Here is a 22,123-nt window from a genome sequence, read left to right as displayed (position 1 = left end):
CCGTGCCGTCCTTGTGTTGTCCCGGAACGGGCCGGCCAATCCCGATGATGCGAGCTTTGCCCGTCCGCAGGTACCGCTGCACGTAACCGTCATGTGCATCGGCATGCGGCGACGCCGCCAAAATCGATACGTTGCGACCAACGAGCTCGTCGGCTCGATATCCAAACAACCTCTCGGTCGTCTCGTTCACGTCGAGGATCGTGCTCTGCTCGTCGATCGTCACGACCGCATCCGACGTGTTGTTCAAAATGGCGCGCAATCGAGGCTCGTGCGCGGCGTTCTGCTCACGCTCGATGATGCGCCTGATGAGCATCAGCAAGAGCAGCCCCACCGCAACGTTTGCCGCGCCGATCACGTACTGCAACGTCTCGACGCGCGCGATCCGATCCGCAAACGCCGGCGCATCGGATTTCAGCGCCCGCAAGATGTCGGCGTTCACCAAGAAGATGACGCCCGTCGCGATCATCAGAAAGAGGACCGCCAAAAGCAGCTTCGCTCCAAGGCTCTTCCAAAAAGGAAGCGTCGCATCGAAGCCCAGTCGCGTGCTCATTGCACCTACGTCTCCTCCGCTTGCTCGACGACGAGTCGCTCGTCCTCGAGAAGCGCTGCACCATCGATGACGAGTATCCCGTCAGCGGTCATGCCCACGATGTGGCGACGCTCGCCCGATAGGGAAAGGCGCGGCGTGGACAGCACACGAGCGTTCGGTAAAACGGTCACCGTCACCAGTTCATCACAACGAAGGGCAAACTCGCCATGCGTCTGCCCGAGCACGATGAGGAGGCCCGCATCACGGTGATCTGCCGGACTTCCCGCTCCAAAGAGGCGCTCGAGATCAACGACGGCAACGATGTCACCTCGGATGTTTTCCACGCCCAGAAACCATGCCGGCGTACCCGGCACCGGCGTAAGCCCCGTGCTGCGAATCGTTTCACACACGTACGAAACGCCAATCGCGTAGCGCTCACCGGACAGCGCAAACACGAGAACGTCGACCCCTGCCTCCGATTCGTCCGGTGCACGCGACGCGCGAGCAAGCAAACGCGCGCGTTCCTCGAGAACACGCTGCGCGTCTTGCGCGGATGCAGCTCGGCCCAGCAGCTCATCCTCGACGTTTGTCACGGCCAATCGTTCGCGAACCGATCGCCAGTCGATGGATGCCTCGTCCGTCACGAAGCAGCCCCATGCAGCTCGAGCCCCTCGATGCGGCGTGCCATCGCCTGCGCCATCACCGCCGCTGATTCACCATTCGACAGCGGCACGAGAGCATCCGGCGCGAGCGAAGAACAAATTCGGTGAGCGTTACGAAACGCTCGCACCGCGTCGCGAGCAGCACCTCGATGCATCAAGAGCACGCCGAGTAGGGCATGACAAACCGCCGACGATCGGTCCAAGTACAGCGCTCGGCGCAGCGTATGCTCCGCATCGGAGTGTTTGTCGCGTGCCGCGAGCAAGTTCGCATGCTCGTACCGCAGCTCGACCGACATGGGAAACGACTCCACCGCACGCGCACACTCGCGCTCGGCCGCTTGTATGTCGATGTTCCCGAGCGCGCGGACGCGAATCAGTCGCGCTTCGACGCCCAGCGCTGGATCGCACGTGAGCTCGGCTGCGCGCGTATAGTGCCCCTCGGCCATCGCCGCATGAGCTGCGTCGATGCGATGATCCTTCGCGATGACGACTTCGCTCGCAGGTTCGGGTTTTGCCGCAGGCAGAGGCACCGCGTCTTGCGAGAAGCATTCAGGCAAGCTCGTGCACGGAGCGGCCGTGGTCGTCACAGTGACCGCAACTGGCTTCATCAGGGCCGTCTTGCGCCGATAAAACGTGCAGCCGGATTCGACGAATGCTTCGAGCGGCGCGAACGGCTCGAGCGATGGATCCGACGGCCCCGTGATGAGCACACCTCCGTCGCTCAGCGATGCTGCGAGTTTTCGAGCGACGAGCGAAATTGCTTCACGCCCAAAATAAATGAAAACGTTGCGGCACAAAACGAGATCCAGCTCGTGACGACAAGGAGGAGCGTCGGTCACCAGGTTCATGCGACGAAACTCGACGCGCGCCTTGATCAGCGGATCCAGGATCCAGTGGTACCCATCGTGGTGCAGGTAGCGACTCGTGAGGTTCGCTCCGGGACCTCGCAGCGACCAAGCTCGGTACACGCCCTGACGCGCATGTTCGATCGCGATCGAAGAAAGGTCGGTGGCAAGGATCGACGAACGGTCGGCGATCCGTTCCTCTTCGAAAACCATCGCGAGCGAGTAAGGTTCTTCGCCGGTCGAGCAGCCTGCGCTCCACGCTCGAAACACATGACGAGAGCCGAGCCGCGCCAAGACATCGGGGATCACCTTGCGCCGTATGAAGTCGAAATGCTGCGGTTCGCGGAAAAAGTACGTCTCGCCCACCGCAAGCTCACGAGCTACGTCCTCGACGGCCGCGTTGTCGTACGCGATTCGTTCGCCCAATTGCTCGATGCCGTCGCATCCGGTCACATTTGCGACGCGCTTGACTGACGCTTCGAAAATGCCGCGCCGTAAAGCGGGCACGGATATCCCGGTGCGCTCCGTGAACAGGTGCACGAGGGCATCGAGCTCGGCGTGTTGATTCATGTACGAGCCGTCGTCTGCATGAACGGCGTTTTCCCCTTCCAGCGCTCCCAGGATACACTCGACCCCTCGGACAGTGGGGCTTTTGCGACCCGAAACGGCCCGTAGCTCGAATGGAATCGCAGAATATGACGAAAACGGTGCTGACGTTTCAAATTGGCGATCTGCGGTGCGGACTTCATGAAAATGACGTTGCAGAAATTGTCCATGCCGTGAGCGTGACGCCGCTTCCGGGAGCGCCGCCCATCGTCAAGGGAGTGATCTCCGTGCGCGGCGTTCTTACTCCGGTTCTCGATCTGCGGCCACGTCTCGGGGCTGCACCGAAAGCCGTATCACCAGCCGACCATTTCATTCTCATCCGTACGACGGGAAGGCTCATCGCGCTGCATGTGGATCGTGCCGATGCGCTGATCGAGGTGGAATCTGCATCGCTTGTCGAAGCGGCACCCATCACGCGAGGCAATGGGGTCGTGACGGGCGTGGCCACGCTTGCCGATGGATTGGTGCTGATTCACGAGCCAGCGCGATTTCTATCGGAAGCGGAAGCCGCGAGTCTGGAACGAGCGATTGCGTCGGTTGCGCCGTAACGAAATGCGACGTATGGGCGGACAATTTCCGACCCAGTCGTTCAAGATGAGGTCGACGGTGTATCGATCGGCGTGCCATGTTCAGCGCGCCAGCCTCGTATGCTTCGAGGCGCAGGGAGGTTTGTGATGAATTGGAAGCTCATTGGCGCATTGATTCTCGGTGCTGGACTGGTCACGGCGTGTGGTGCGGGCCAACAAGAACCCGCGTCACCGGCCCCTGGCAGGGAACCCGCTCCCGAGGAAGCAAAACCCGGTAGCGAGGCAAAGCCTGGCATGATGCGAAGCGCCGAGCCGGAAGCACCTAGCCCGGAAGGAGCAAGCCCCACGGACGGCGCCGCTGGCGGCGCTCCGCCGCCCGGAGCCTCACCCAACTTGCAGCCCCAGGGCATCATGGTGCCCGAGCGCAAAGACAAGTAATCGTTTCAGCCGTCTGCTTTCGGCGCTGCATTCTGCGCCAATTGCCATTCGCGGAGCCAATTCGTCGCCCGATCGAAGACGATTTTGGTAAAACCACCGCGGACATTTCCCAAAGCAGCCACGTCCCCAAGCGCCTTTTCTACGTCTGCTGCAGACGCGCTACCGGATTGTGCCTGATGCAAAACAATCCATAAATTCGCCGTACGAGACCAACCCTGCTCACCCTGTTGCTCGGCAATTTGCATGGCTACCGCTGCGTCGCGCAGCGCATCGTCGGGTCGGTGCAGCACATCCAAAATTTCCGCTCGCCTAAGCAAGGAGAGCGCCTGCAATCGGTCACCTCGCTGGCTCTGTATTCGAATGGCTTCGTCGATGCTGACGAGCGCTGCATCAAGCTCCCCAAGCCTCCGCAATGCATCCGCGCGCAATGACCAAGCCATCGCCCCGAGGACCGCGTCTCCGGCCGCCAATGCAAGGCGAACGACCTCCGCAGCCTTTTCTGCCGCTTCGCGGGCCTGCCCTTCGCGAAGGAGAAATGCGGCCATGTTTTGCAAGAAAAGCACTCGATTGCCGTGCATGCCTCGCGCCTCGGCCGCGCCCACGAGCCGTCGAAGCCGCTCAATCGCGCCGCTCGTGTTTCCAAGCTGGGCCTCGATGACCGCCAAGTCTCCTTCCGTGTGAATCTTCTGCCATATCGACGACGTTGCATTCGCAATGGCCAGCGCCCGCTCGAGGTCCACCGCAGCAGCGGTAAGGTCGGGTGGACTTGCCTCGTACCGCAATTCTGCGCATAGAATGCGCGCCGCAAATTCGAGCGCCGGGCCCATCGTCTCGGCCAGCGCAATAGCTTCGGTTACCATCGGAATCGCATCCGGCCCGCGAGCATGCCCAGCCACGGCCAGCCGCGCTTCGCAACGAATCGCGGCTCCCCCAAACGCGTCCGCATCGGCCACCAATTCGTCATCCCGTACCGAAGTCTCTCGCAACCCACGAGCCACACGCAGCCGCAGAATGCGCCATTCGAGCGCCGCTTCGACAAATGCCGCGCCTCGCTCCGCTCGAATGTCGTTTTCCAGCCTTTCGAGTCGCGTGCGCGCTTCCTTGAAATGACGCCCTTCAATCAAGAGCCGCACGATCGACAATTCCACATGCATTCGTTCGTCCGCGCTCGCTATGAGTGCAATCAGCCTGTCACCGAGACCCATTGCCTCCATGAACAAGCCCGATGCCGCTGCCTCCTGCATCGCCCTGCCAAACCAATGCCTCGCCTGTTCTGCGACGCCAAGCTTGTCATAACCATACGCCAAAAACTCGGCATCCGAATCCGCTCCAGGCTTTGTAGCCACCACGTCCAGCAACGATCGGTATACTTCGACGAAAAACCGCCGGCTCCGCACGAGATTCAACACCGCCTGACGCAACATCTCTTGCGGAAAGTCGTATTCGCGCGCGTCACGCGTCGCCGTCAATAGCCCCGCCGAAAGCAATCCATCCAGCGCCTGTCCAAGATCCGCCGGACGAAGCACCGCCGAAAGCGTGTCCGCATCGATACCACCTCCATGCAGCGCCACGACCGCCAGCACGCGCAATGCCAGACGCCCCACCGCCGCACCACCATCGAATTGCCGCGACAACTTCGCCTGCACCAGCGTCGCGACGCCAGGTAAATCCTCGTCGAGCACGCGATCGTCCGCAGGCTCGAATTGGTCATTGCGAAAAACGATGGACCCCGTCGCGCGCCATGCCAAAATGCCATGTACCAAGAAAAACGGTATTCCCTCGGCGCCGCGGAGCACCGCTTGCTCCAATGCAGGACATAAAGGCCCCACGGCTCGAACCACCTCGGCTGCATCATCCGCACCGAGCGGCGACAGCGGTACATGCCGAATCGCCGAATGCGCATGCGTACCCAAATGCGAAAGCAGCGCACGCAATTGCGCCGACGGAGACGGCTCGTGACGAAGCGCCGCCAAAATCAATAGCCGCGCGCCCGCTTCCGCCGCTGCCTTGTCGCAAAGCCGCCGCAATAACTCGAGCGTATACGGGTCGGCCCATTGCAAGTCATCGATCACCAAAATGAGCGGCGCATTCGCGGCTGCATCGAGCAGCGCGGTCTCGACCACTTCGAGCTCGCTGCCCGGAGCCCGCGCCTCGCGCAACATTTCATGCAAAAGCGCCGTCGAAAGCGCCTTGCGCAACCCCGGTACCGCATCCGATTCCTGAGCCGAAAGCGCTTTGGCCGCCCGCGCGAGCGGCTGGAGCAATCTTTGCCTTTCAGGGCGACATACGGCGCGCAAAACACGCGACCCCGAAAGACCCGCCCGTTCAACGATTGCATCGAGAAGGCGCGTCCGACCCACGCCCAATGGCCCGCTGAACATGACCACTTGCACGCGCCCGCGCCGAGCTTCGGCCAATGCACCGAGCGCCACGGAAACGGCATCGTCTCGACCGACGAGCGGCGGATGCTGCAATAGCTCCGGACCCGATTCGATGGCCGCCGACATACGCTTGTCGAACAATCCTCGATCGAACGTCCCATCGTCCGAAACTGCCGGCGCACTTTGCGCTCCGCGACGTTCGGCCAACATTCGTTCGACCTCGCGAGCCACCCAATCGGCATGTTGCGGGCGCACGTGAGGTTCGGGGGCGCAAAGCTTGTCCACGAGCCACACGACATCCGGGCGACACCGCAAATTGAATTGCTGCGAAATGACGGCCGGCGCAACGGGCACATACTCGGTCGTCACGGCAACCGTCGCATCGTCCACGAGCATCGTTTCGGCATCCGCGACGGTTTCGTCTTCGCTCGGCAATCGGCCCGTGAGCAGCTTGCGCAGCGTAATCCCCAGGGCATACAGATCGCTCGCGGGTGAAGGCAACCATCCCGAATGCAGAATTTCGGGTGCAATGTATCCGGGTGTTCCGACGATGAAACACCGCGCTTCGAGCTCCATGGCTTGACGTCGTGCGGGATCCAAATCTGCCACGACGCCAAAATCAATCAGTTTGTAGCCAAAGGAGCCGCAAACGATATTCGCCGGCTTCACGTCTCGATGCACGAGCCCTGCGGCGTGTACGGCGGACAGTGCCCATGCGACTTGCGCCACGGCTTCGAGCACTTCTCGTTCGTCGAGGTGTCCGAGCCGATTGAGTCTTCCATCGAGCGACTCGCCGCCGACGTACTCCATGGCGAGGCCGAACGCATCGGTCGACTTGTCGCGGAAGACGGAGAAGAACCGCACGACGCTTGGGTGCTGCACGCGGCAGAGTGCGCGGGCTTCGGCGAAGACGCCATCGCGCCAAGCGGATGCGTCTGCGGAGGCGGGATCGATGCCATCGGGGAGGAAGAAGAGTTTCAGTGCGACGTCGCGGAGTTTCTTGCCGTCGTGGATTTCCTCGGCGAGAAAGACAGGGGCGAAACCGCCGCGTCCGAGGGGTTTCAGGATGCGGTAGGGGCCGAAGGCATCCCCTGGGCCGAACGCCTTGCGCGCAGGTACTTGGCCGTCGGGGGGATGCATCGGAAGGGGAGCTTAACGCCGCACCGTGGCATGAGGGAAGCAGAAGAGGGAGGGACCTCGATCATCGCCCACCCGGACCTCATCCATCCTCCACCACTTCGCCAACCGATCGCCCTCCCCTGGCCAAGCATTCACCAAATTCGGCCAACCGTTGCCCACTCGAACCTCGATCGTCGCCCGTTCATCGGCCAATGCTTCCCCGATCGCACCCGATCCCATGCCCATCGAGTGGCCATCCATTCGCCCCACTTTGGCCTAGACATCTCGAATCATCGTCGGTTACCGTACTGGTCCACACCCAAAGGAGGGCCATCGTATGGAGAACAAGGTAGGCGACAAACCGCCGTCGGCAGAAGAGGCCGCAGACTTGCTCGCAAAAGCGAAGGATCTTGCGACCAAGCTCAAGGTGCATGGCATCACGCTCACGGTGGATGACCGAAAACGGACGCTGCGGCCTCGCCGAGGTGCCGATGTGCACGTGCAGCGCGTCGTGGAGCTTGCGGCGAAGTATGGCGTGGCATTGCCGAACATCCCGCTCGCGGGGATGTCGAATGATTTGCTGCTCGCGAGGCAATATCAGCCCATCGAAGACGAATTGCGCGTCGCTTTGCAGATCGCCGAAGACACGGGGACGCAAGCAGGGTCCGAAGCGTGGGAGGCATTCTTGGCGTATTACGGTGTGCTCTCGTCGATGGCCCAGCGCATGCCGGATTTGGCGGCCGAGCTGCAACCGGTGGCCGATTTCATGGCCAGGGGTCCGCGCAAGAAGGCGACGTAATCGTTGGCATCGTGAGCGCCGTATGCGCTCGCCCGCGAATGCATGACCGTTCTCGCAAAGAGCGCGCTCATCAGGACGAGCCCAGGCACGGCTACGCTGGGGGATCGACCCACGTCCAAACCTCCGAAAAGAGGCAGGCGTAGATTGTCGCCTTTCCGAATGCCGGTCCGGCGTCCACATCCGGCACGATTTCATTTCCAAGCTCCGGCGGGATCGTCTGGTAACCGGGGTATGCGGCTTCGATCTCCGCTGCAATTGCTTCCGGTTTTTCGTCGGGGTCCCCCCTATCGTGAATCCCGTAATACGGCCCGAGCAAGCTCACGTGGAAGCTGAGCGAAGCCCTGTTAGAGAGCGAGGGAACGGGCTCCAAGTCCTTGGGTCGATAAATGCGAGCCGAATAGGCTGGGGTTACCCACCCCGCCAACAGACAGATCGACTCGTTTTGAAGACTGTATCGATCCCCCAAACGTCGGATCATCGTTTCCCAGATTGGGTATTGCACTCGTCCACGGTTCGCCGCCTCCACCAAACGGCGATGCTCTTCGGTATCCTCGTAGACAGGCTCGCCGGGAGGTACGTGGACGCGGTCAATATGTAGCATTCCCCGCGGGTAGAAGCGGTAGACGACGTCGAGCAGCTCGAAACGCGTAATTTCATTCACAACTTTACCCTTGCGCCCAAGCCCGGGTACATGGTCGGAAACGCCGCCCGCACGCCAGTGCGGAACGTATCGCAGAAGATCCCCTGGGGAAGTTTGTAGTCCATGCCAGCTCCGACGCTGTTGGCGACCGTTGCGCTCATGGTGGCCGCACGGCTGGGCGGGATTGCCCCCAGCGCCTCGGTCCGAAGTGGCATGCCGATGGTGATAGGGCAGTACCACTTGATGTAGGTGATTGGGAGACTGATTCTTATGAACTCCAGGTTGGCTTTGGCCTCTTGCCACCCGCCCGGGCCCGTACCGTTATGCTGGAGGATGGTGACAAACGGGAACTCCGATGGCTTGAAGTTCGGAAACGTGACCCCGTCCGGTGCTTCGGTCGGCTCCGTGTGATCCACTGGAAGGTTGACATCGCCCGAGGCCGGTGCTCGGACCCCGACGTCACCACCGCCGCCCAACGCGAGTCCCACGAAGCCGACGCTGAGCAATGCGCGAAAGGCAATCATCTCAATCTCCTTGCGGCCGAATACACCAGCATTGCAATCATTGCAAGCACGCACCTCGACCCTGATTTGCTGCTCGCAAGTCAATATCAGCCCATCGAAGATGAATTGCGCGTCGCTTTGCAGATCGCCGAAGACACGGGGACGCAAGCAGGGTCCGAAGCGTGGGAGGCATTCTTGGCGTATTACGGTGTGCTCTCGTCGATGGCCCAGCGCATGCCGGACTTGGCCGCCGAGCTGCAACCGGTGGTCGATTTCATGGCCACAGGCCCGCGAAAGAAGGCGACGTAATCGAATGCAGCAGCCCCAGTCGCTACGTCGTTTGGGGGCGCTCGAGCCAGGCTTCCAACTCCGCGGGAGTCCGTTCGATCACCATCGGCATCACCTGATCGGCACCGAGGTTCCGAATCCGCTGCACCAACGTCTTCCGTTCGGTAGCCGTGAGCGCTCGCCCAAGGCGGAGCTCGAACAATCGAACACGCTCCTGCATGAACTGCTGTGTGACCCGTCGCGTGACCCGTTGCGTGACCTGTTGCGTGACCTGTTGCGTGAGCTCAGCGCGCTCTTTCTTCTCGATCTCCCGGTACCACTCGAGCATGTTCATGATTAAACTCCCCGTTGTCGCAGGTGCCGGCGACGTGGGACTCGGCAACTGCAATTGTACCCGCTTCACCCAGCTCTTTGCAAGTCCCTTTTCCCAGGCATCTTCGGGCAACGCATCCAACTCGCGCAGGGCTTCCTCACACAGCCGTTCGTCCCCGAGCAACCTCAGCAGAAGCGTTTCCCGCGTTTTCGCTAGCTCGCGAATCACCACGAGGTCCACCTGCCAACCAGGATGCATCGTCTTGTAGTGCCCTGACGAACCCGCTATCGGTTGGAACCCAAAACGATGCAGCACCAAATTGGGGCGCCCTACGGTCAGATGCCACAAGCTTGGTCGCCGACAAACCGCCTTTGCACGTTCCTCGAGGATGCCCCACCACGCGTGGCGCTTGCCATACGAATCGTGAAATTCCCGCTCGTCGACACGATCGCTCCAAATCTCGATCACCGCCGGCGTCAACGCGATCTCCGCCAATACCCCGCCAAACCTCGGCGCGTCCCGCTGTTTGACCTCGTCCGGGACGTACCAAACATCGAAACGCTTCGCGTCCATCGGCGGAATCTCCACTTCGACGAGCGTTTCACCGTGCAATTCGAACAACCCGCTCACGAGTGTTTTCCCGAGCAGATCATGGGCTTTGGTGATCATGTTGAGGCGAGCCTCGTCTACCGTATGGCCTTGTCAAGGCATTCGTCCGTCCAGTCGATTCCTTTTCCCACACCGTTCGTCATAGTCAATGGGTTTGGCACGGGATCCTGAAAAAAACCCGGCCCAGCCAAACGTGACGCATGTCGACATCCTTCACGTTTGGCGCGACGCTCGATACACGTCCGCGAGCCAATCGGCTGTAGCAATGACCTGGGCTTGCCAAGGAGCTCCGGCGAGATCAAATGCATCGCCAAAGATGGGAACGAAAGCAATCGCTATGACCCACCAAGGGTCTTCCAATTCGGCAGTGCGGTCGCCCAATCAAAACCGCATCGTCACCGTTGTCACTTCACCACCGGGCAAATCCGGCAATACGACGACCATTCCGTCTTCGAGCGGCGATATCGTCGCGCCCGACGGCGCATCGACACCAACGATTTCCTTCGATACGCGGAGTCCAAGACCCGCAACGGGCGCGCTCGGGAAAAGTGTCACGGTGAGCGTCCGCGCGAATTCGTCGTATTCCATTCGGCGAATCTCCACATTGCCACGCGCCGCCCAGAATTGACCGAATGGAACGGGGCCCATCGCCTTCACTCCTTCGGGAAGCTTGGCAATGATCTCTTGCTGCGCCTCGAGCTTGTAATCGGTCACGTTCGGATGCACGAGCAGCGATGTGGGTGCTCCATTATCGGCATTCGCCGCAATGATGTCGAGCGCCTCGGCCGTACGCATGTCGAGCCGCGGCGGCAACTCGTCCTCGAGCGTGACGGGCAATTCAATGACAGGCACACCTCGCGCATCCGGCCATTCCGTGAGAAGCTCGAATGGGAAATTCGAAAGCACTTCGCCAATGGCTCGGGTCGAATCAATCGAATATCCGAGACGCGGAAGCGTTTCGGGCGAATTCGCATGATAACTCAGCTCGCCAGCCCGAAACGCAATGGTCTCGTGCTCGACTCCAATCGAGCGAAGCGCTCCGTCGATGAGCGACTTGGAGACCATGAGCTCGCCAATGAGCGATCCGTCTTTGGTGAGCAGCGGAGTGACATTGAAAGGTTGATAGGTGGGATATTGTTCGCTGCCGTCACCGAGCGGCAATTGGTCGAGCATTTTCGAATGCGCGACGGTATGTGACCCGACCGTATGACCAAGGGCGAGCATTTCAGCGAGCTGACAACCTCGCAAGGGTGTAAAAAATGGATTGTCCTGGCTATCGGGGACGTACTTGGTATGCGCAAAGTAGGTCGACGTGGCGCCTTGCGCTTTTTCCGCGGCCGCGAAAATGAGCGAATTGTCGTAACTGGGTCCCCAATCGAGATCGTGCGAGACGAGCAGCGCCGAACGGAGGCCAAACGGCGCGGTGTGCAATCGGACGCCAAATCGAACGCGGGCGTCATAAATGTCGCGCACCATGAGGAGCCACGTATCGGTCCCAGGCTCGAATACGTTGATGTAAGCGCGCGCCGCGCCCGAAAGCGGGTGGCCCAAATGATTGCGGATGACCGTGTCGCGGAAATCGACGCCAAAGACGTAGACGACACCCGGACCAACGACGCGGCGAGTGATCGCGGGAGCGCCATCGTCGAAACGCGCGAGCACTTCGGCATCCGAATTGGGCGCAAGCTCGAGCGCCCATGTATTGAGATAATCGCTGCCCTCCGACCCGAGCCGAATTTCACGTTCCTCCGGCCTATCGAGCGACGGAAACGCCGCCTCGCCGGCGCTCGTGAGCGTCACCGTCGAATGCTTTTGGTCGAACTTCGCCCCTGAAAGACCGGCAATTTCTGATAATTGCGGAACGTCTGAATGGCGCATGACGAGCGTTCCGCCCTTGGCGAGATAATCGATGATCGACTGCATTTCGAGCTCGCCCGGTATGACTTGCTCCGGATATGCCTCTGGGAAAAACATGGCCATGTCGTGCTGCAATGCGAGCTTCGGGGCCGTCGTCGTCGCCCAGGGCAGCCCCATGGCGGACGTGATACGCAGGACCGCACGAAGATCCTCGGGTTGGGGCGACAGCAGGAGCACACCAATTTGTTTTGGCCAATGCTCCGAAGGCGGCGTGAGCGTGATTTTATCGAGCTCGATGGGAGGCGCGAGCGAAACGTCTGCGACGGGCAAATTCGTAATGATGCCCGTCTCGTATTTGGTCTGGTCGATGCTCGCGCATATTTGCACGTAATCGAGTGCGGGTGACGCGTCGGGCGGATTGTCGTTTACATCAATTCCGCCGCAAGCGGGAACGCACGCGAGCAGACACGCAAGACGGATCGCCGGAGTTTTTCGATATGAAGCCAATGCCATGAACGCGAGCATGGCATGAAATTCGTTTTGAGTCCGGCAATCGAATGTTTTTTGATCCTCCTTCGGCGCTTCCGTTCTGAAACGAAACCATTGTGTCGAGATCGAGCTACCGAATTATCCATTTTTCCATTTTCATCGCTGGTAGAATTGGCGTCGCAACAAATGAGCAGTCTGGCGTGAGCGTGGGTACTGGCGGCTGCACACCGCTTCCGACGCGTTCGAGAGCAGCAGGATCCCGGTGCCCAACCAAGATGCAGCCGCGGGAATTTTCGCATGAGTGCACGCAAAATCACTTGAAAGTTCATACCATCAGGTGAGATAGTCCCCGTCATGCTTGGGGCGGCGCTTGTCGGCGAACGATTTGAACTTTTGGAAACAGCGGGCAGTGGGGGGATGGGCACGGTGTACCGGGCCATCGATCACGCCACGGGTAGCGTGGTTGCGGTCAAGGTGCTGCGAGATTCGGGGCCGGAGTCGATCAGTCGATTTGCGCAAGAGGCGCGCGTTCTGGGTGAAGTCGAGCATCCGCATGTCGTGCGTTATGTCATGCATGGCATTAGCAGCGCAGGCGAGCCGTTTCTCGTCATGGAATGGCTCGAGGGGCAAAGTTTGGCTGAACGTTTGAAGCAGAAACCGCTGAGCATCGAGGAGACGGTGGATCTCGGGCGGCGGGTGGCGAGTGCCCTCGGAGCGGCACATTCGCGTGGTTATGTGCATCGGGACATCAAGCCCACGAATCTATTTTTGGTGAATGGGGAAGTAGCGCGCGTCAAGCTGCTCGATTTCGGCATTGCGCGTCTCGATCGAGTGACCACGGCATTGACGAAAACGGGGATGCTCATCGGAACGCCTGGATACATGGCGCCCGAGCAGGCGAAGGGCGAGCGTGGGGGAATCGATGCGCGAGCGGATATATTTTCGTTGGGTTGCGTGTTATTCGAATGTTTGACGGGGCAGCCTGCATTTCACGGAATGCATGTGATTGCGCTGCTCGCCAAGCTGCTCATGGAGGAGCCGCCGCGCGTACGCGAGCTGTGTCCCGACGTGCCGCAGCCACTCGACGATTTGATTGGCCGCATGCTATCGAAAGAACCGGAACGACGACCTGCCGATGGTAGCGCGGTATTCACGGCACTCGATCGACTGGGCTCGTGGGATGCAATGGCCATTTCCCACCGGCCAGTTCACCCGGATTCGCTCACGCATGCGGAAAAGCGGCTCGTTTCGGTGGTTGCGGTGGTACCGTCGACGGCGGAGCACGTGGAAGAATCTGGGGTGACATTGGGGAGCATGCCGATTCCGGGAAAATTGCTCGCCGAGGTGCGTCGTGCGGCTCAACCCTTCGGTGCGAAGCTCGAAGAAATTGCCAATGGAATGCTCATTGCGCTGCTCGTCGGAACCGGGCCGGCGACGGACCAGGCGGCGGTGGCTGCGCGTTGCGCATTGCGGATGCGACTGCTGCTGCCGAATTCTCCCATTGTGCTGCTCACGGGGCGCGGAGAAAGCACGGGGCGATTGCCCGTCGGCGAGATATTCGAGAATGCCGTATCGCTGCTCGAAAAGGTGCAGACCGCGGACATCGAAGGGATGATTTGCATCGACGACGTGACACGCGCATTGCTCGATGTGCGTTTCGACGTGGTGGAGGCACATGGCTCCATCGTGTTGCAAGGCGAGCAGGACGTGGGCGCCGAAGCGCGGACGCTTTTGGGCAAGCCGAGTCCTTTTGTCGGGCGCGATCGGGAGCTCAGGAATCTGCTGGAGATCGTGGACGAGGCCATTGACGAGCAGCGGGCTCGCGCAGCATTGGTAACGGCGGAAGCGGGGGGCGGCAAGTCGCGATTGCGGTATGAATTCTTGAAGCGATTGAAAAGCGCCCATCCGGACATGGTCGTTTCCACGGGAAGAGGTGATTCGATTGGTGCCGGGTCGGCATTTGCTTTGCTGGGATCGGCATTTCGGAGCGCGCTGGGAATCACCGCGGACGAACCGCTGGAATGCCGCCGGAACAAGCTCGAATCCGCTGTGCGACCGTATTTGGGGGCGGACGATTCGAAGCGCGTGGTGGGATTTCTGGGTGAAATGATCGGAATTCCTTTCGCCGACGAAAATGACCCTCGCGTACGAGCAGCTCGCCAAAATCCATCGATCATGGCGGATCAAATTCAGTCGGCGTATGTTGATTTGGTTCGCGCGGTCGTCGCGAGCCATCCGGTGTTGGTGGTGCTGGAAGACCTGCATTGGGGCGATGGGCCTTCGATAAAATTGCTCGATGCAGCATTGCGGGAGCTTTCGGACAAACCATTCGTGGTCGTCGCCTTTGCGCGTCCCGAGGTTCGGGATATTTTTCCGCGGCTATGGGCTGGGCGGGAAATGCAATTGATGACGCTGGGCGGATTGCCCAAACGAGGCGCCGAAAGTTTGGTTCGGAGCATGCTGGGCGACGCGGCTGACGCGCAAACCATGGCGACCATCGTCGAACGCGCGGGTGGTAATGCATTTTACTTGGAAGAGCTGATTCGCGCGGTGAATGAAAGTCGCAGACAAACCTTTCCAGAAACCGTGCTGGGAATGGTCGAGACACGGATCTCGGCGATCGATCCCGAAGCGCGTCGAACATTGCGTGCAGCGAGCGTGTTTGGAAAAACGTTTTGGAATGGCGGACTCCACGAGCTCTTGCGCGACCAGCTCGCCGGCGACGCGACAGCGCACATCAAGCAGCTCCTCGACCAAGAATTGATCGTGCGTCGTGGATCGAGCCGGTTTTCAGGGGAAATCGAATACGAGATTCGGCACGCGCTCGTGCGTGAGGGAGCGTATGCGATGCTCACGGATCGCGACCGAGCGCTGGGGCATGAATTGGCAGGTGATTGGCTCGTACACGTCGGCGAGCAGGATCCGATGGTGCTTGCCGAGCACTTCGAGCGAGGGACGACGCCGGCGAAAGCGGCACCGCATTATGCAAAGGCGTCGGTGCAGGCCATGCGGGGCGCAGATTTCGCATCGGCCATTGCACGAGCGGAAAAAGGTCTGGCGGTGGGGGCCGAGGGCAAGACGAGCATTGCGCTGCGAGATACGCTAGCCCTCGCATATTTTCTGACGGCGCAATATGCCAAGTGTTTTGAAACGGCCGAAGGGATGATTGCGGAGGCGACGACGACCGATTCGGGTTACGCGCGATCCCTTGGAAATGCCGTGGCCAGCGCGATTTTCCTGGGCAAATTCGACGTATTGGCGAACCTCGTGCCCAAACTGCTGGCCGTCGAACCTCTGCAGGACGACGTTGCGGAATTTGCGCGATCCTTGTACGGGGTGTTCATCACGCTCGTCGTGGCTGGTCAACAAGACAATGCGCGCATCTATTTGGACCGATTGCAGCAAGTCACCGTGCCTTACCGCGAGACCGAGCTACTTGCCGCTGCGTGGGCGGATTTCGCGCTGATTTTCAGCGCCCGCGAAATCGATCACGATGCTTGGAAAGGGCTCGAGCATTGTAAAACCTCGGCATCTCGGTTCGAGGCTGCTGGCGCGCGTGAATTTTTGGCCATCACGAATGCCCACTTGGGTTTGTCTTACCTGCAGCTTGGTTTGCTCCGCGAAGCCGACGCGCTTTTCGACCGAGTGCTCGCGACGCCCGATGCCGGAAACCTCGCATTGACCTACGCCACGTATTACAAAAGCTTGCTGCTCGTCGAGACAGGAAAGCTCGAGGAAGCGTTCGCCGTCGCCGGATCGCTCGTGAAGAGCGCGCTGGCTGCGAGTGATTTCGTACTGCTATGGTGCGCACGGCTGACGATGGCCGAAGTGTTCATTGCCCAGGACAAACTCGACGAGGCGGACGGAGTGCTCGACGAATTGGGCGAAGCCAATGCTTTTTTACCTTTCTTGCGAGCGAAATTTTGGTCGCTACGATCCGAAATCAGGCGGAAGCAAGGTCGCGCCGCAGACGCCGTGGTTTTGGCGGCCGATTCCATCGCCTCGGGCAAAGCTGGTCCACGTTATAATTATGGCGAAGACCCATTGCAATTGCGCCACGCCTTGGCGCTGCATGCCGCGGGCGACCTCGATGCCGCTCGACGAGCCATTCGAGAAGCGCGGGACGATATCCTCGAGTGTGCCGTGAAAGTCACGGATGAAAGCGTGCGTCGCGCGTATTTGGAAAACCTCGGCGCTCACAAGCTGACGCTGACGCTTGCTCGGGAATGGTTGGGGGAATGATGCTCGAGAGCGCCTTCGTGCTTCCCTGAAAACTCGTCACTTTTTCCGCGCTCGTGGATTGTGCGCTTCGACCATCGAGCGGTAATCGAGCGTCGGCTGTTCACGCGCTGCAAGCGGACGAAGCTCGGGGACCATTTTCTCGAGCGACGCGACCATGGCGCCAAGCTCGCTGGCGCTCGTGGGCCGGCCATGCGTCATTTCGCGATACGCCGCCGCAATATCGGCAATGCCGCGACCCGATACGTGCCCGCGACGAGAAAGGTCGAGGAAACTGCGTCCGAGCGACGCACCATCGAAATTATGGGCTCCAATGAGGTCCTGCGCGACACGTAAAACGGCGCGACCAGGAATGCGGCCGGCTTCATGGAGCACGAAGGCGGCCTGAAGATAATTGTAAAATGGCACGACACGGGGGCCATATTGACGAAAATCAGCCGGTGACGATTGCCTGTCGAGATGAATCAAAATATGCTCGACGACGGGACCTTTTTCGACCATCCGAGCAAAATGAAGCGTATCGGCAATGGTGTCTTCGTACGCGCGCCCGCGCCGCATGATGTCGAGGATTTCTTCATTGGATACGCGCCCTTCACAAATGTCTGCATAAAGTGAATAAACAAAAGCATCGGCTTCGGCATCGTCGCCGAGCAAGACTTCGCGCACGATTTCCCCCGATTCGTCACGCTGTCCCAAAAGCTCGCAGCGCCTCTGCAAAAGCGCCGGAAGTTTATAACCGAGCTGACCGCGCAACGCGCGAAACCGCAAACGCAAAATATTCTGCAAATTGGGCTTCAATGTGAGCGACGCCCATTTCGCTCCATCGAGACGAAGTTTTTGTTCGATGCGCGAACGGAGCTGTTCAGGACTGCCGGAAAGAATGTGCGTCTCGACCCCCGCCCGTCCAAGCTCGCGAAGAAGCGCTGCCGCGCCCGGGACGGTGCGTTTTTGATCGGGTCTTTCAATAGCCGTGCGAGCCAAGTCGCGCAGGGTGTCGAAGTCGGTGCGCAGGTAGGTTTTGTCGAGGTCCCAACGCGCGACGTAACGTGGCCCGATGCGTCCCCCCGATTGCTTGGCGAATTCGGTTCCGGAAGGTTGTTCGGCAATCACACGGCAGCCCAATCTCTTCGCATTTTTTCGAGAGACGCGACGAGATCAGAGGCCCCGTGCGCTCTCGCATTTTCGAGAGCCTGAGCGTAGAACATCACGGCATCTTTGGCACGGTCGCGTTTGTGCGCAACATGCGCCAAGACGCCGAGCAGCCATGCACGTTCGACGCCCGCAGGGCCTGCAAGATCGAGCGCCTCGCGGAGGACACCGTCCGCATCGGTCAATGCGCCCGACGTTGCGAGCACTTCGCCGAGCTTGCGGCTGAAAATGAGGACGGCTTTTTCCGGCTCGTCGAGCTCACCTCGAAACATTTCGCGGCGTGCGAGCTCGAGACCCCGGCGAAGCGCGAGAACGGCCCCTTCGCGATCGCCGCGTTCGTTGGCCCTGTCGGCGACCTGTTCGAGCAGCATGAGCGCTTCGAGCGAATCTTGCGCGTGCTGCGCGTGGAGCGCTCGGACTTCGATGGGAAATGGCAATGGATCGCCCTCGCGATCGACGAGCGCACGGGCGTGCAAATCGCGACGCACGGCGACGGGCGTCGTGGCCAAAGTAATTTCACGAATCATGGGGTGCGCCGCGCGGAAACTGCCGAGGTCCTGCTTGACGAGCCCGGCGTCTTTGAGTTTCGTGAGCAATGCCGAAACTTCTTGGCTGTCTTGCAAGATGCGGCCGATATCGTCGAGGCCCGCGTCGTCACCGAGCACCGAAACGGCTTGGAGCACGCGCCTCGCTTCGAGCGGCAATCGTTCGATACGCTGCGCGATGAGGTCGGCGAGCTGCAGGGGTGGATTGGTGCCACCTTCCACCGAAAACCGCAATGCTTGATCGACGTAGAGCGGAGATAGCAGCGTTTCTTCCGTGATGTCGGTACGGTACGACAAGACGGGCGCTGCAATGTGCATGAGGAGCGTCGCGGGTATTCCTTTGAGCTTCAGCGTGGGACCAATCCACGCGGCGTCGAATTCGGGTGCGTGCGTGGCAATGAGGAGCAGCGAATGCATCGGCGGCTCGGCAACGACATCGGCGATTGCATTGCGACTGGCACCATCGACGGCATGGAAGTCATCGATCGCGAGAATGACGAGGCGCCCCCGATGGCGCTCGTTGGCCCGCATGATGGCCCATCGCAAGGCTTCGGCGGCCGTGAAACGTCGATCGTCCGGTAAAACTGCACCGAGCGTCGGCTTCGACCAGACCTTGGTGCTGGACGGAGGCGGCGGAAGATCGTTTTTCCCGAATACGGCCATGAGGCCAGCGCGAGCTTCCGGAGTGGCGCCGCGCCAATCGGAGACCTCGCCGCCACCTTCGGGCAATCCCGCAAGACGCGTAATGGCGGTACGGAGAGCATGATAACCCACGTCGGCTCCCCATGGATCCGGGGTCATTTTGACCACGACGTCGCCCGATTCGGCATTCCTTTGCAAGAACTCTTCGAGCAGCCTCGTCGCGCCGGTGCCAGGCTCGGCCACGATGCTCGCAGCGACGAGCGAGTTTTCCATGCCAAACCGCCGCGCTCCGAGCCAATCGAGGTCGCGTTCGCGTCCAACGAACCTGAGCGGAAATTCGGGCACTTGGGATGGTGCCGGCGATGGCGCTCGCGTACGGCCCGATCCTGCGGGCTTTTTGGCCGACCGGGGCTGCGAGGCGGGCGCAGGCGCAAGAACCCGCTCGCCACATTCTCCGCAAAACTTTTGCCCTCGAGGGACCATGGTGCTGCACGATCGGCATTGAATGCCCGCATCACCCAAGGGCATCGATATGGGCGCAGCTTCATTTTCGGCGAATACCGTGCGTAAATCGGCTGCGAATTGGTCCGCCGTTTGGTACCGCTTGTTGACGTCCTTTTCGAGCGCTTTCAGCGTAATGTTCACGAGCGCCTGAGGAATGCGCCTCGTGGGTGCTATGACCGACGGGTTTGGCGGTGGCAACGTGAGGTGCATGAGCACCACTTGGGTCGGCGATTCCGCCTCGAAGGGAAGCCGTCCCGTCAAAAGCTGAAAAAGCAATACGCCACAAGTATATAGGTCGCTCCGCCCATCGATGGGATCACCACGGCCTTGCTCGGGTGACATGTAATCGGGCGTTCCGCACACAATCCCCGGACTCGTGATGTGCGAGCTCGGCAATTCGCGCATTTTTGCCAAGCCAAAATCGACGACCTTGACGAAATCGCCCGCCTTGCGCATCGGCTCGAGCACGATGTTCTCCGGCTTGAGATCCCGATGAATGATTCCAAGCTCGTGCGCTTCCCCAAGACCCGCGAGCACCTGCATCATGACATCGACGATGCGCTTGAACGGCAGAGGCCCATCCTCGTAATCGACCCGCGCCAAGTCCCGCCCACGCAAGTACTCCATCACGAGGTAGAGTTGGTTGTCACTCTTACCGAAGTCGAAGACACTAACGATGTTCGGATGGTTGAGCCTGCTGGCGGCGCGAGCTTCCGTAATAAAACGAACGGATGCGCTTTCGTCACCGAGCAAATAGGGATGGATGATCTTGACGGCGACGGTGCGTCCGAGGGCTTTCTGCTCAGCGCGATACACGCGGCCCATGCCGCCGACGCCGAGCAGGTCGAGGATGACGTAGCCGCCGGGCAATGTGGTGCCGATCAGTGGATCGTCGGCGCGCGAGACAGCTTCGGAGATAGGAAAGCCGCAGATATGACAAAATCGATGTACCGGATCACACGAGGTTGCGCATTGGGGGCAGCGAATCTCCGACACGAGCGCACGGTATCACGGTCGGCGATGAAATGGGGGCCTCGATGAACATGTTCGCTGCCGTCGGCAACGTCGGCAGCACGAATCAGGCGCCCAAGACTTTCATCTTCCCCGCGTTTTTGGCTGGGACGACAACCATCGGTTAATCTGCACAACATGCCCACCGCGCGCATCCGCCTCGGCCAACTGCTCGTCGACGCGAAACTGATTCGCCAAGCCGACCTCGACGAAGTGCTCGCCCTCCAACGCTCCGACGGCCGCCGCCTCGGTACGCTCCTTTTGGAACGCGGACTCATCAACGAGACACAGCTTACACAAGTCCTCTCGCATCAACTGAGCGTGCCGTGGGTGTCACTCGTTCACATCGAATTTTCGCGGCAATTGCTGAACCTCGTCCCGCATCACGTCGCCGAGCGGTACTGCATGGTGCCCATCTACGTTCGGCACGTACGCAATCAGGGACAAACCCTGTACGTCGCGATGGACGACCCGTCGAACGACGAGGGACTACGCGAATGCGCAACGCACGCGGGGCTGCCCGTGAAGGCGATGATCGCTCCACCGAGCGACATTCGAAGCGCGATCCGCGTCTACTACGGAACCCGAGGAGCCCCGTCGATTCCTCCGGCACCCGAACCGCGACCGAGTCGACAGCCGACGCCGATGCCATCGATCGAAAGCCCATCGATCGAAGTGCTTCCTTCCGCTCAAGTTGCGTCGCTCGCGCCATCGGTCGACATGGAGATGGCGAGTGCTCCGCCGAGCGAAACGGCAAGCTCATCATCGGCGTTGCCTGCGCCAGAGCTCGACCTCGTTTTGCCCGAAGCGCTCGACATGAGCGCACCCGCGACCCTCACGGGCGTAGGTTCACTCGATGGTGCATCCGAGCTTCCGCCAGAGACGCTTCCGGACGCGGGCGCGAGTCTTCGGTTCGCCGATGCGGTCACGACAAACGTGCGCGTGCCGGTCGTCAGCGCGCGCGACGTGCCAAGCAGAGAGGAACGACTTCGGCTGTTCGACCTGATCACGGACGACACGAAGATGGAAGACTTCGAGCAACCACCGACGTCGACACCGGTCACCGAGATCCCGCAGCCGAAAGGTCCTGCGCCACGCATGATCGCTTTGACGCTGCTCGATGGAACGACGATCTCACTGCCTGCGCCGCGTAAGTCGAAAGCAGGAGCGGAGCACGCGGCGACAGCAGCACCCGCGGTCGAAGAAGACGAGCCGCCGCCGTCGACGTTGACGGACACGCGATCGGGTCTGACCGCGCGTGATCTGGTCGCAGCGCTCCGAGCGATCTGTCACGGAGCAAATCCGAACGAGATCCTCGGGCCGAACGAACGAATGGAAGCGATCGTCGCGGCGCTCTTGTCGGTGATGTTGCGGAAAGGCGTCGTCGCAGACTGGGAATTCGTCGACGAGCTGCGAAAGATTTGATGG

The 22,123-nt window shown here is 60.5% G+C and carries 16 protein-coding genes; 6 read left to right on the top strand and 10 right to left on the bottom strand.

Annotated elements, in window-relative coordinates; all coding sequences use genetic code 11:
- Window positions 1-555 precede the first annotated feature (555 nt).
- Both IPM54_06170 and IPM54_06165 read right to left on the bottom strand, forming a co-directional pair.
- Window positions 556-1,173, bottom strand: coding sequence for a chemotaxis protein CheW (locus IPM54_06170; protein MBK9259407.1), 618 nt, complete (start codon window positions 1,171-1,173; stop codon window positions 556-558).
- The gene (locus tag IPM54_06165) at window positions 1,170-2,606 is read right to left on the bottom strand and encodes a hypothetical protein (GenBank protein ID MBK9259406.1); all 1,437 of its coding nucleotides are present in this window, start codon (window positions 2,604-2,606) and stop codon (window positions 1,170-1,172) included. Before IPM54_06165 ends, IPM54_06170 begins: the two co-directional genes overlap by 4 nt.
- A gap of 125 nt (window positions 2,607-2,731) precedes the next feature.
- On the opposite strand from IPM54_06165, the gene IPM54_06160 reads away from it, so the two are divergent.
- Both IPM54_06160 and IPM54_06155 read left to right on the top strand, forming a co-directional pair.
- Window positions 2,732-3,190, top strand: a complete 459-nt coding sequence (locus IPM54_06160) for a chemotaxis protein CheW (protein MBK9259405.1) — start codon at window positions 2,732-2,734, stop codon at window positions 3,188-3,190.
- A gap of 126 nt (window positions 3,191-3,316) precedes the next feature.
- Window positions 3,317-3,607 carry a hypothetical protein gene (locus IPM54_06155; GenBank protein ID MBK9259404.1) on the top strand — a complete coding sequence of 97 codons (291 nt, stop codon included), beginning with the start codon at window positions 3,317-3,319 and terminating at the stop codon, window positions 3,605-3,607.
- 5 nt (window positions 3,608-3,612) lie between these two features.
- On the opposite strand, the gene IPM54_06150 is transcribed toward IPM54_06155, so the two are convergent.
- The gene (locus tag IPM54_06150) at window positions 3,613-7,128 is read right to left on the bottom strand and encodes a protein kinase (protein ID MBK9259403.1); all 3,516 of its coding nucleotides are present in this window, start codon (window positions 7,126-7,128) and stop codon (window positions 3,613-3,615) included.
- Between the two features lie 316 nt (window positions 7,129-7,444).
- Between IPM54_06150 and IPM54_06145 the strand changes: the two genes are divergently transcribed.
- Window positions 7,445-7,906, top strand: coding sequence for a hypothetical protein (locus IPM54_06145; GenBank protein MBK9259402.1), 462 nt, complete (start codon window positions 7,445-7,447; stop codon window positions 7,904-7,906).
- Window positions 7,907-7,997: 91 nt separating this feature from the next.
- Here the strand turns inward: IPM54_06145 and IPM54_06140 are convergent, their stop codons facing one another.
- Window positions 7,998-8,507 (bottom strand): hypothetical protein, encoded by a 510-nt coding sequence (locus IPM54_06140; GenBank protein ID MBK9259401.1) that lies wholly within the window; start codon window positions 8,505-8,507, stop codon window positions 7,998-8,000.
- A gap of 56 nt (window positions 8,508-8,563) precedes the next feature.
- Complete coding sequence (locus tag IPM54_06135) at window positions 8,564-9,070, bottom strand: hypothetical protein (GenBank protein ID MBK9259400.1); 507 nt, start codon at window positions 9,068-9,070, stop codon at window positions 8,564-8,566.
- Between the two features lie 66 nt (window positions 9,071-9,136).
- Here IPM54_06135 and IPM54_06130 point away from each other — a divergent pair, with 66 nt between their 5' ends.
- A complete protein-coding gene (locus IPM54_06130; protein MBK9259399.1) occupies window positions 9,137-9,358 on the top strand; it encodes a hypothetical protein in 222 nt (73 codons plus the stop codon).
- 22 nt (window positions 9,359-9,380) lie between these two features.
- Here IPM54_06130 and IPM54_06125 read toward each other — a convergent pair whose 3' ends face one another.
- From IPM54_06125 to IPM54_06115, 3 genes are all read right to left on the bottom strand, one after another.
- On the bottom strand, window positions 9,381-10,319 hold the full coding sequence (locus IPM54_06125; protein ID MBK9259398.1) for a hypothetical protein: 939 nt from the start codon (window positions 10,317-10,319) through the stop codon (window positions 9,381-9,383).
- Window positions 10,320-10,472: 153 nt separating this feature from the next.
- Window positions 10,473-10,640, bottom strand: coding sequence for a hypothetical protein (locus IPM54_06120; GenBank protein MBK9259397.1), 168 nt, complete (start codon window positions 10,638-10,640; stop codon window positions 10,473-10,475).
- Entirely contained in the window at window positions 10,641-12,641 is a 2,001-nt protein-coding gene (locus IPM54_06115; GenBank protein ID MBK9259396.1) for a hypothetical protein, read from the bottom strand.
- A 318-nt stretch (window positions 12,642-12,959) separates the two neighbouring features.
- On the opposite strand from IPM54_06115, the gene IPM54_06110 reads away from it, so the two are divergent.
- Window positions 12,960-16,847: a protein kinase gene (locus IPM54_06110; protein MBK9259395.1), complete on the top strand. Its 3,888-nt coding sequence runs from the start codon at window positions 12,960-12,962 to the stop codon at window positions 16,845-16,847.
- 36 nt (window positions 16,848-16,883) lie between these two features.
- Here IPM54_06110 and IPM54_06105 read toward each other — a convergent pair whose 3' ends face one another.
- A complete protein-coding gene (locus IPM54_06105; protein MBK9259394.1) occupies window positions 16,884-17,900 on the bottom strand; it encodes a hypothetical protein in 1,017 nt (338 codons plus the stop codon).
- Window positions 17,901-17,950: 50 nt separating this feature from the next.
- Entirely contained in the window at window positions 17,951-20,680 is a 2,730-nt protein-coding gene (locus tag IPM54_06100) for a protein kinase (protein MBK9259393.1), read from the bottom strand.
- A 153-nt stretch (window positions 20,681-20,833) separates the two neighbouring features.
- On the opposite strand from IPM54_06100, the gene IPM54_06095 reads away from it, so the two are divergent.
- The gene (locus IPM54_06095) at window positions 20,834-22,120 is read left to right on the top strand and encodes a hypothetical protein (GenBank protein MBK9259392.1); all 1,287 of its coding nucleotides are present in this window, start codon (window positions 20,834-20,836) and stop codon (window positions 22,118-22,120) included.
- Window positions 22,121-22,123 lie beyond the last annotated feature (3 nt).

The organism is Polyangiaceae bacterium (assembly GCA_016715885.1).
GTDB lineage: Bacteria > Myxococcota_A > Polyangia > Polyangiales > Polyangiaceae > Polyangium.
The sequence above is the reverse complement of the archived record's forward strand: the minus strand, read 5'-3'. Positions and strand labels throughout refer to the sequence as shown.

What these genes read in the sequence shown, in the direction of transcription:
- IPM54_06165 (MBK9259406.1), bottom strand. Translation starts at nt 2,606, where the DNA reads ATGAATCAACACGCCGAGCTCGATGCCCTCGTGCACCTGTTCACGGAG.
- IPM54_06160 (MBK9259405.1), top strand. Translation starts at nt 2,732, where the DNA reads ATGACGAAAACGGTGCTGACGTTTCAAATTGGCGATCTGCGGTGCGGA.
- IPM54_06155 (MBK9259404.1), top strand. Translation starts at nt 3,317, where the DNA reads ATGAATTGGAAGCTCATTGGCGCATTGATTCTCGGTGCTGGACTGGTC.
- IPM54_06150 (MBK9259403.1), bottom strand. Translation starts at nt 7,128, where the DNA reads ATGCATCCCCCCGACGGCCAAGTACCTGCGCGCAAGGCGTTCGGCCCA.
- IPM54_06145 (MBK9259402.1), top strand. Translation starts at nt 7,445, where the DNA reads ATGGAGAACAAGGTAGGCGACAAACCGCCGTCGGCAGAAGAGGCCGCA.
- IPM54_06140 (MBK9259401.1), bottom strand. Translation starts at nt 8,507, where the DNA reads ATGCTACATATTGACCGCGTCCACGTACCTCCCGGCGAGCCTGTCTAC.
- IPM54_06135 (MBK9259400.1), bottom strand. Translation starts at nt 9,070, where the DNA reads ATGATTGCCTTTCGCGCATTGCTCAGCGTCGGCTTCGTGGGACTCGCG.
- IPM54_06125 (MBK9259398.1), bottom strand. Translation starts at nt 10,319, where the DNA reads ATGATCACCAAAGCCCATGATCTGCTCGGGAAAACACTCGTGAGCGGG.
- IPM54_06115 (MBK9259396.1), bottom strand. Translation starts at nt 12,641, where the DNA reads ATGCTCGCGTTCATGGCATTGGCTTCATATCGAAAAACTCCGGCGATC.
- IPM54_06110 (MBK9259395.1), top strand. Translation starts at nt 12,960, where the DNA reads ATGCTTGGGGCGGCGCTTGTCGGCGAACGATTTGAACTTTTGGAAACA.
- IPM54_06095 (MBK9259392.1), top strand. Translation starts at nt 20,834, where the DNA reads ATGCCCACCGCGCGCATCCGCCTCGGCCAACTGCTCGTCGACGCGAAA.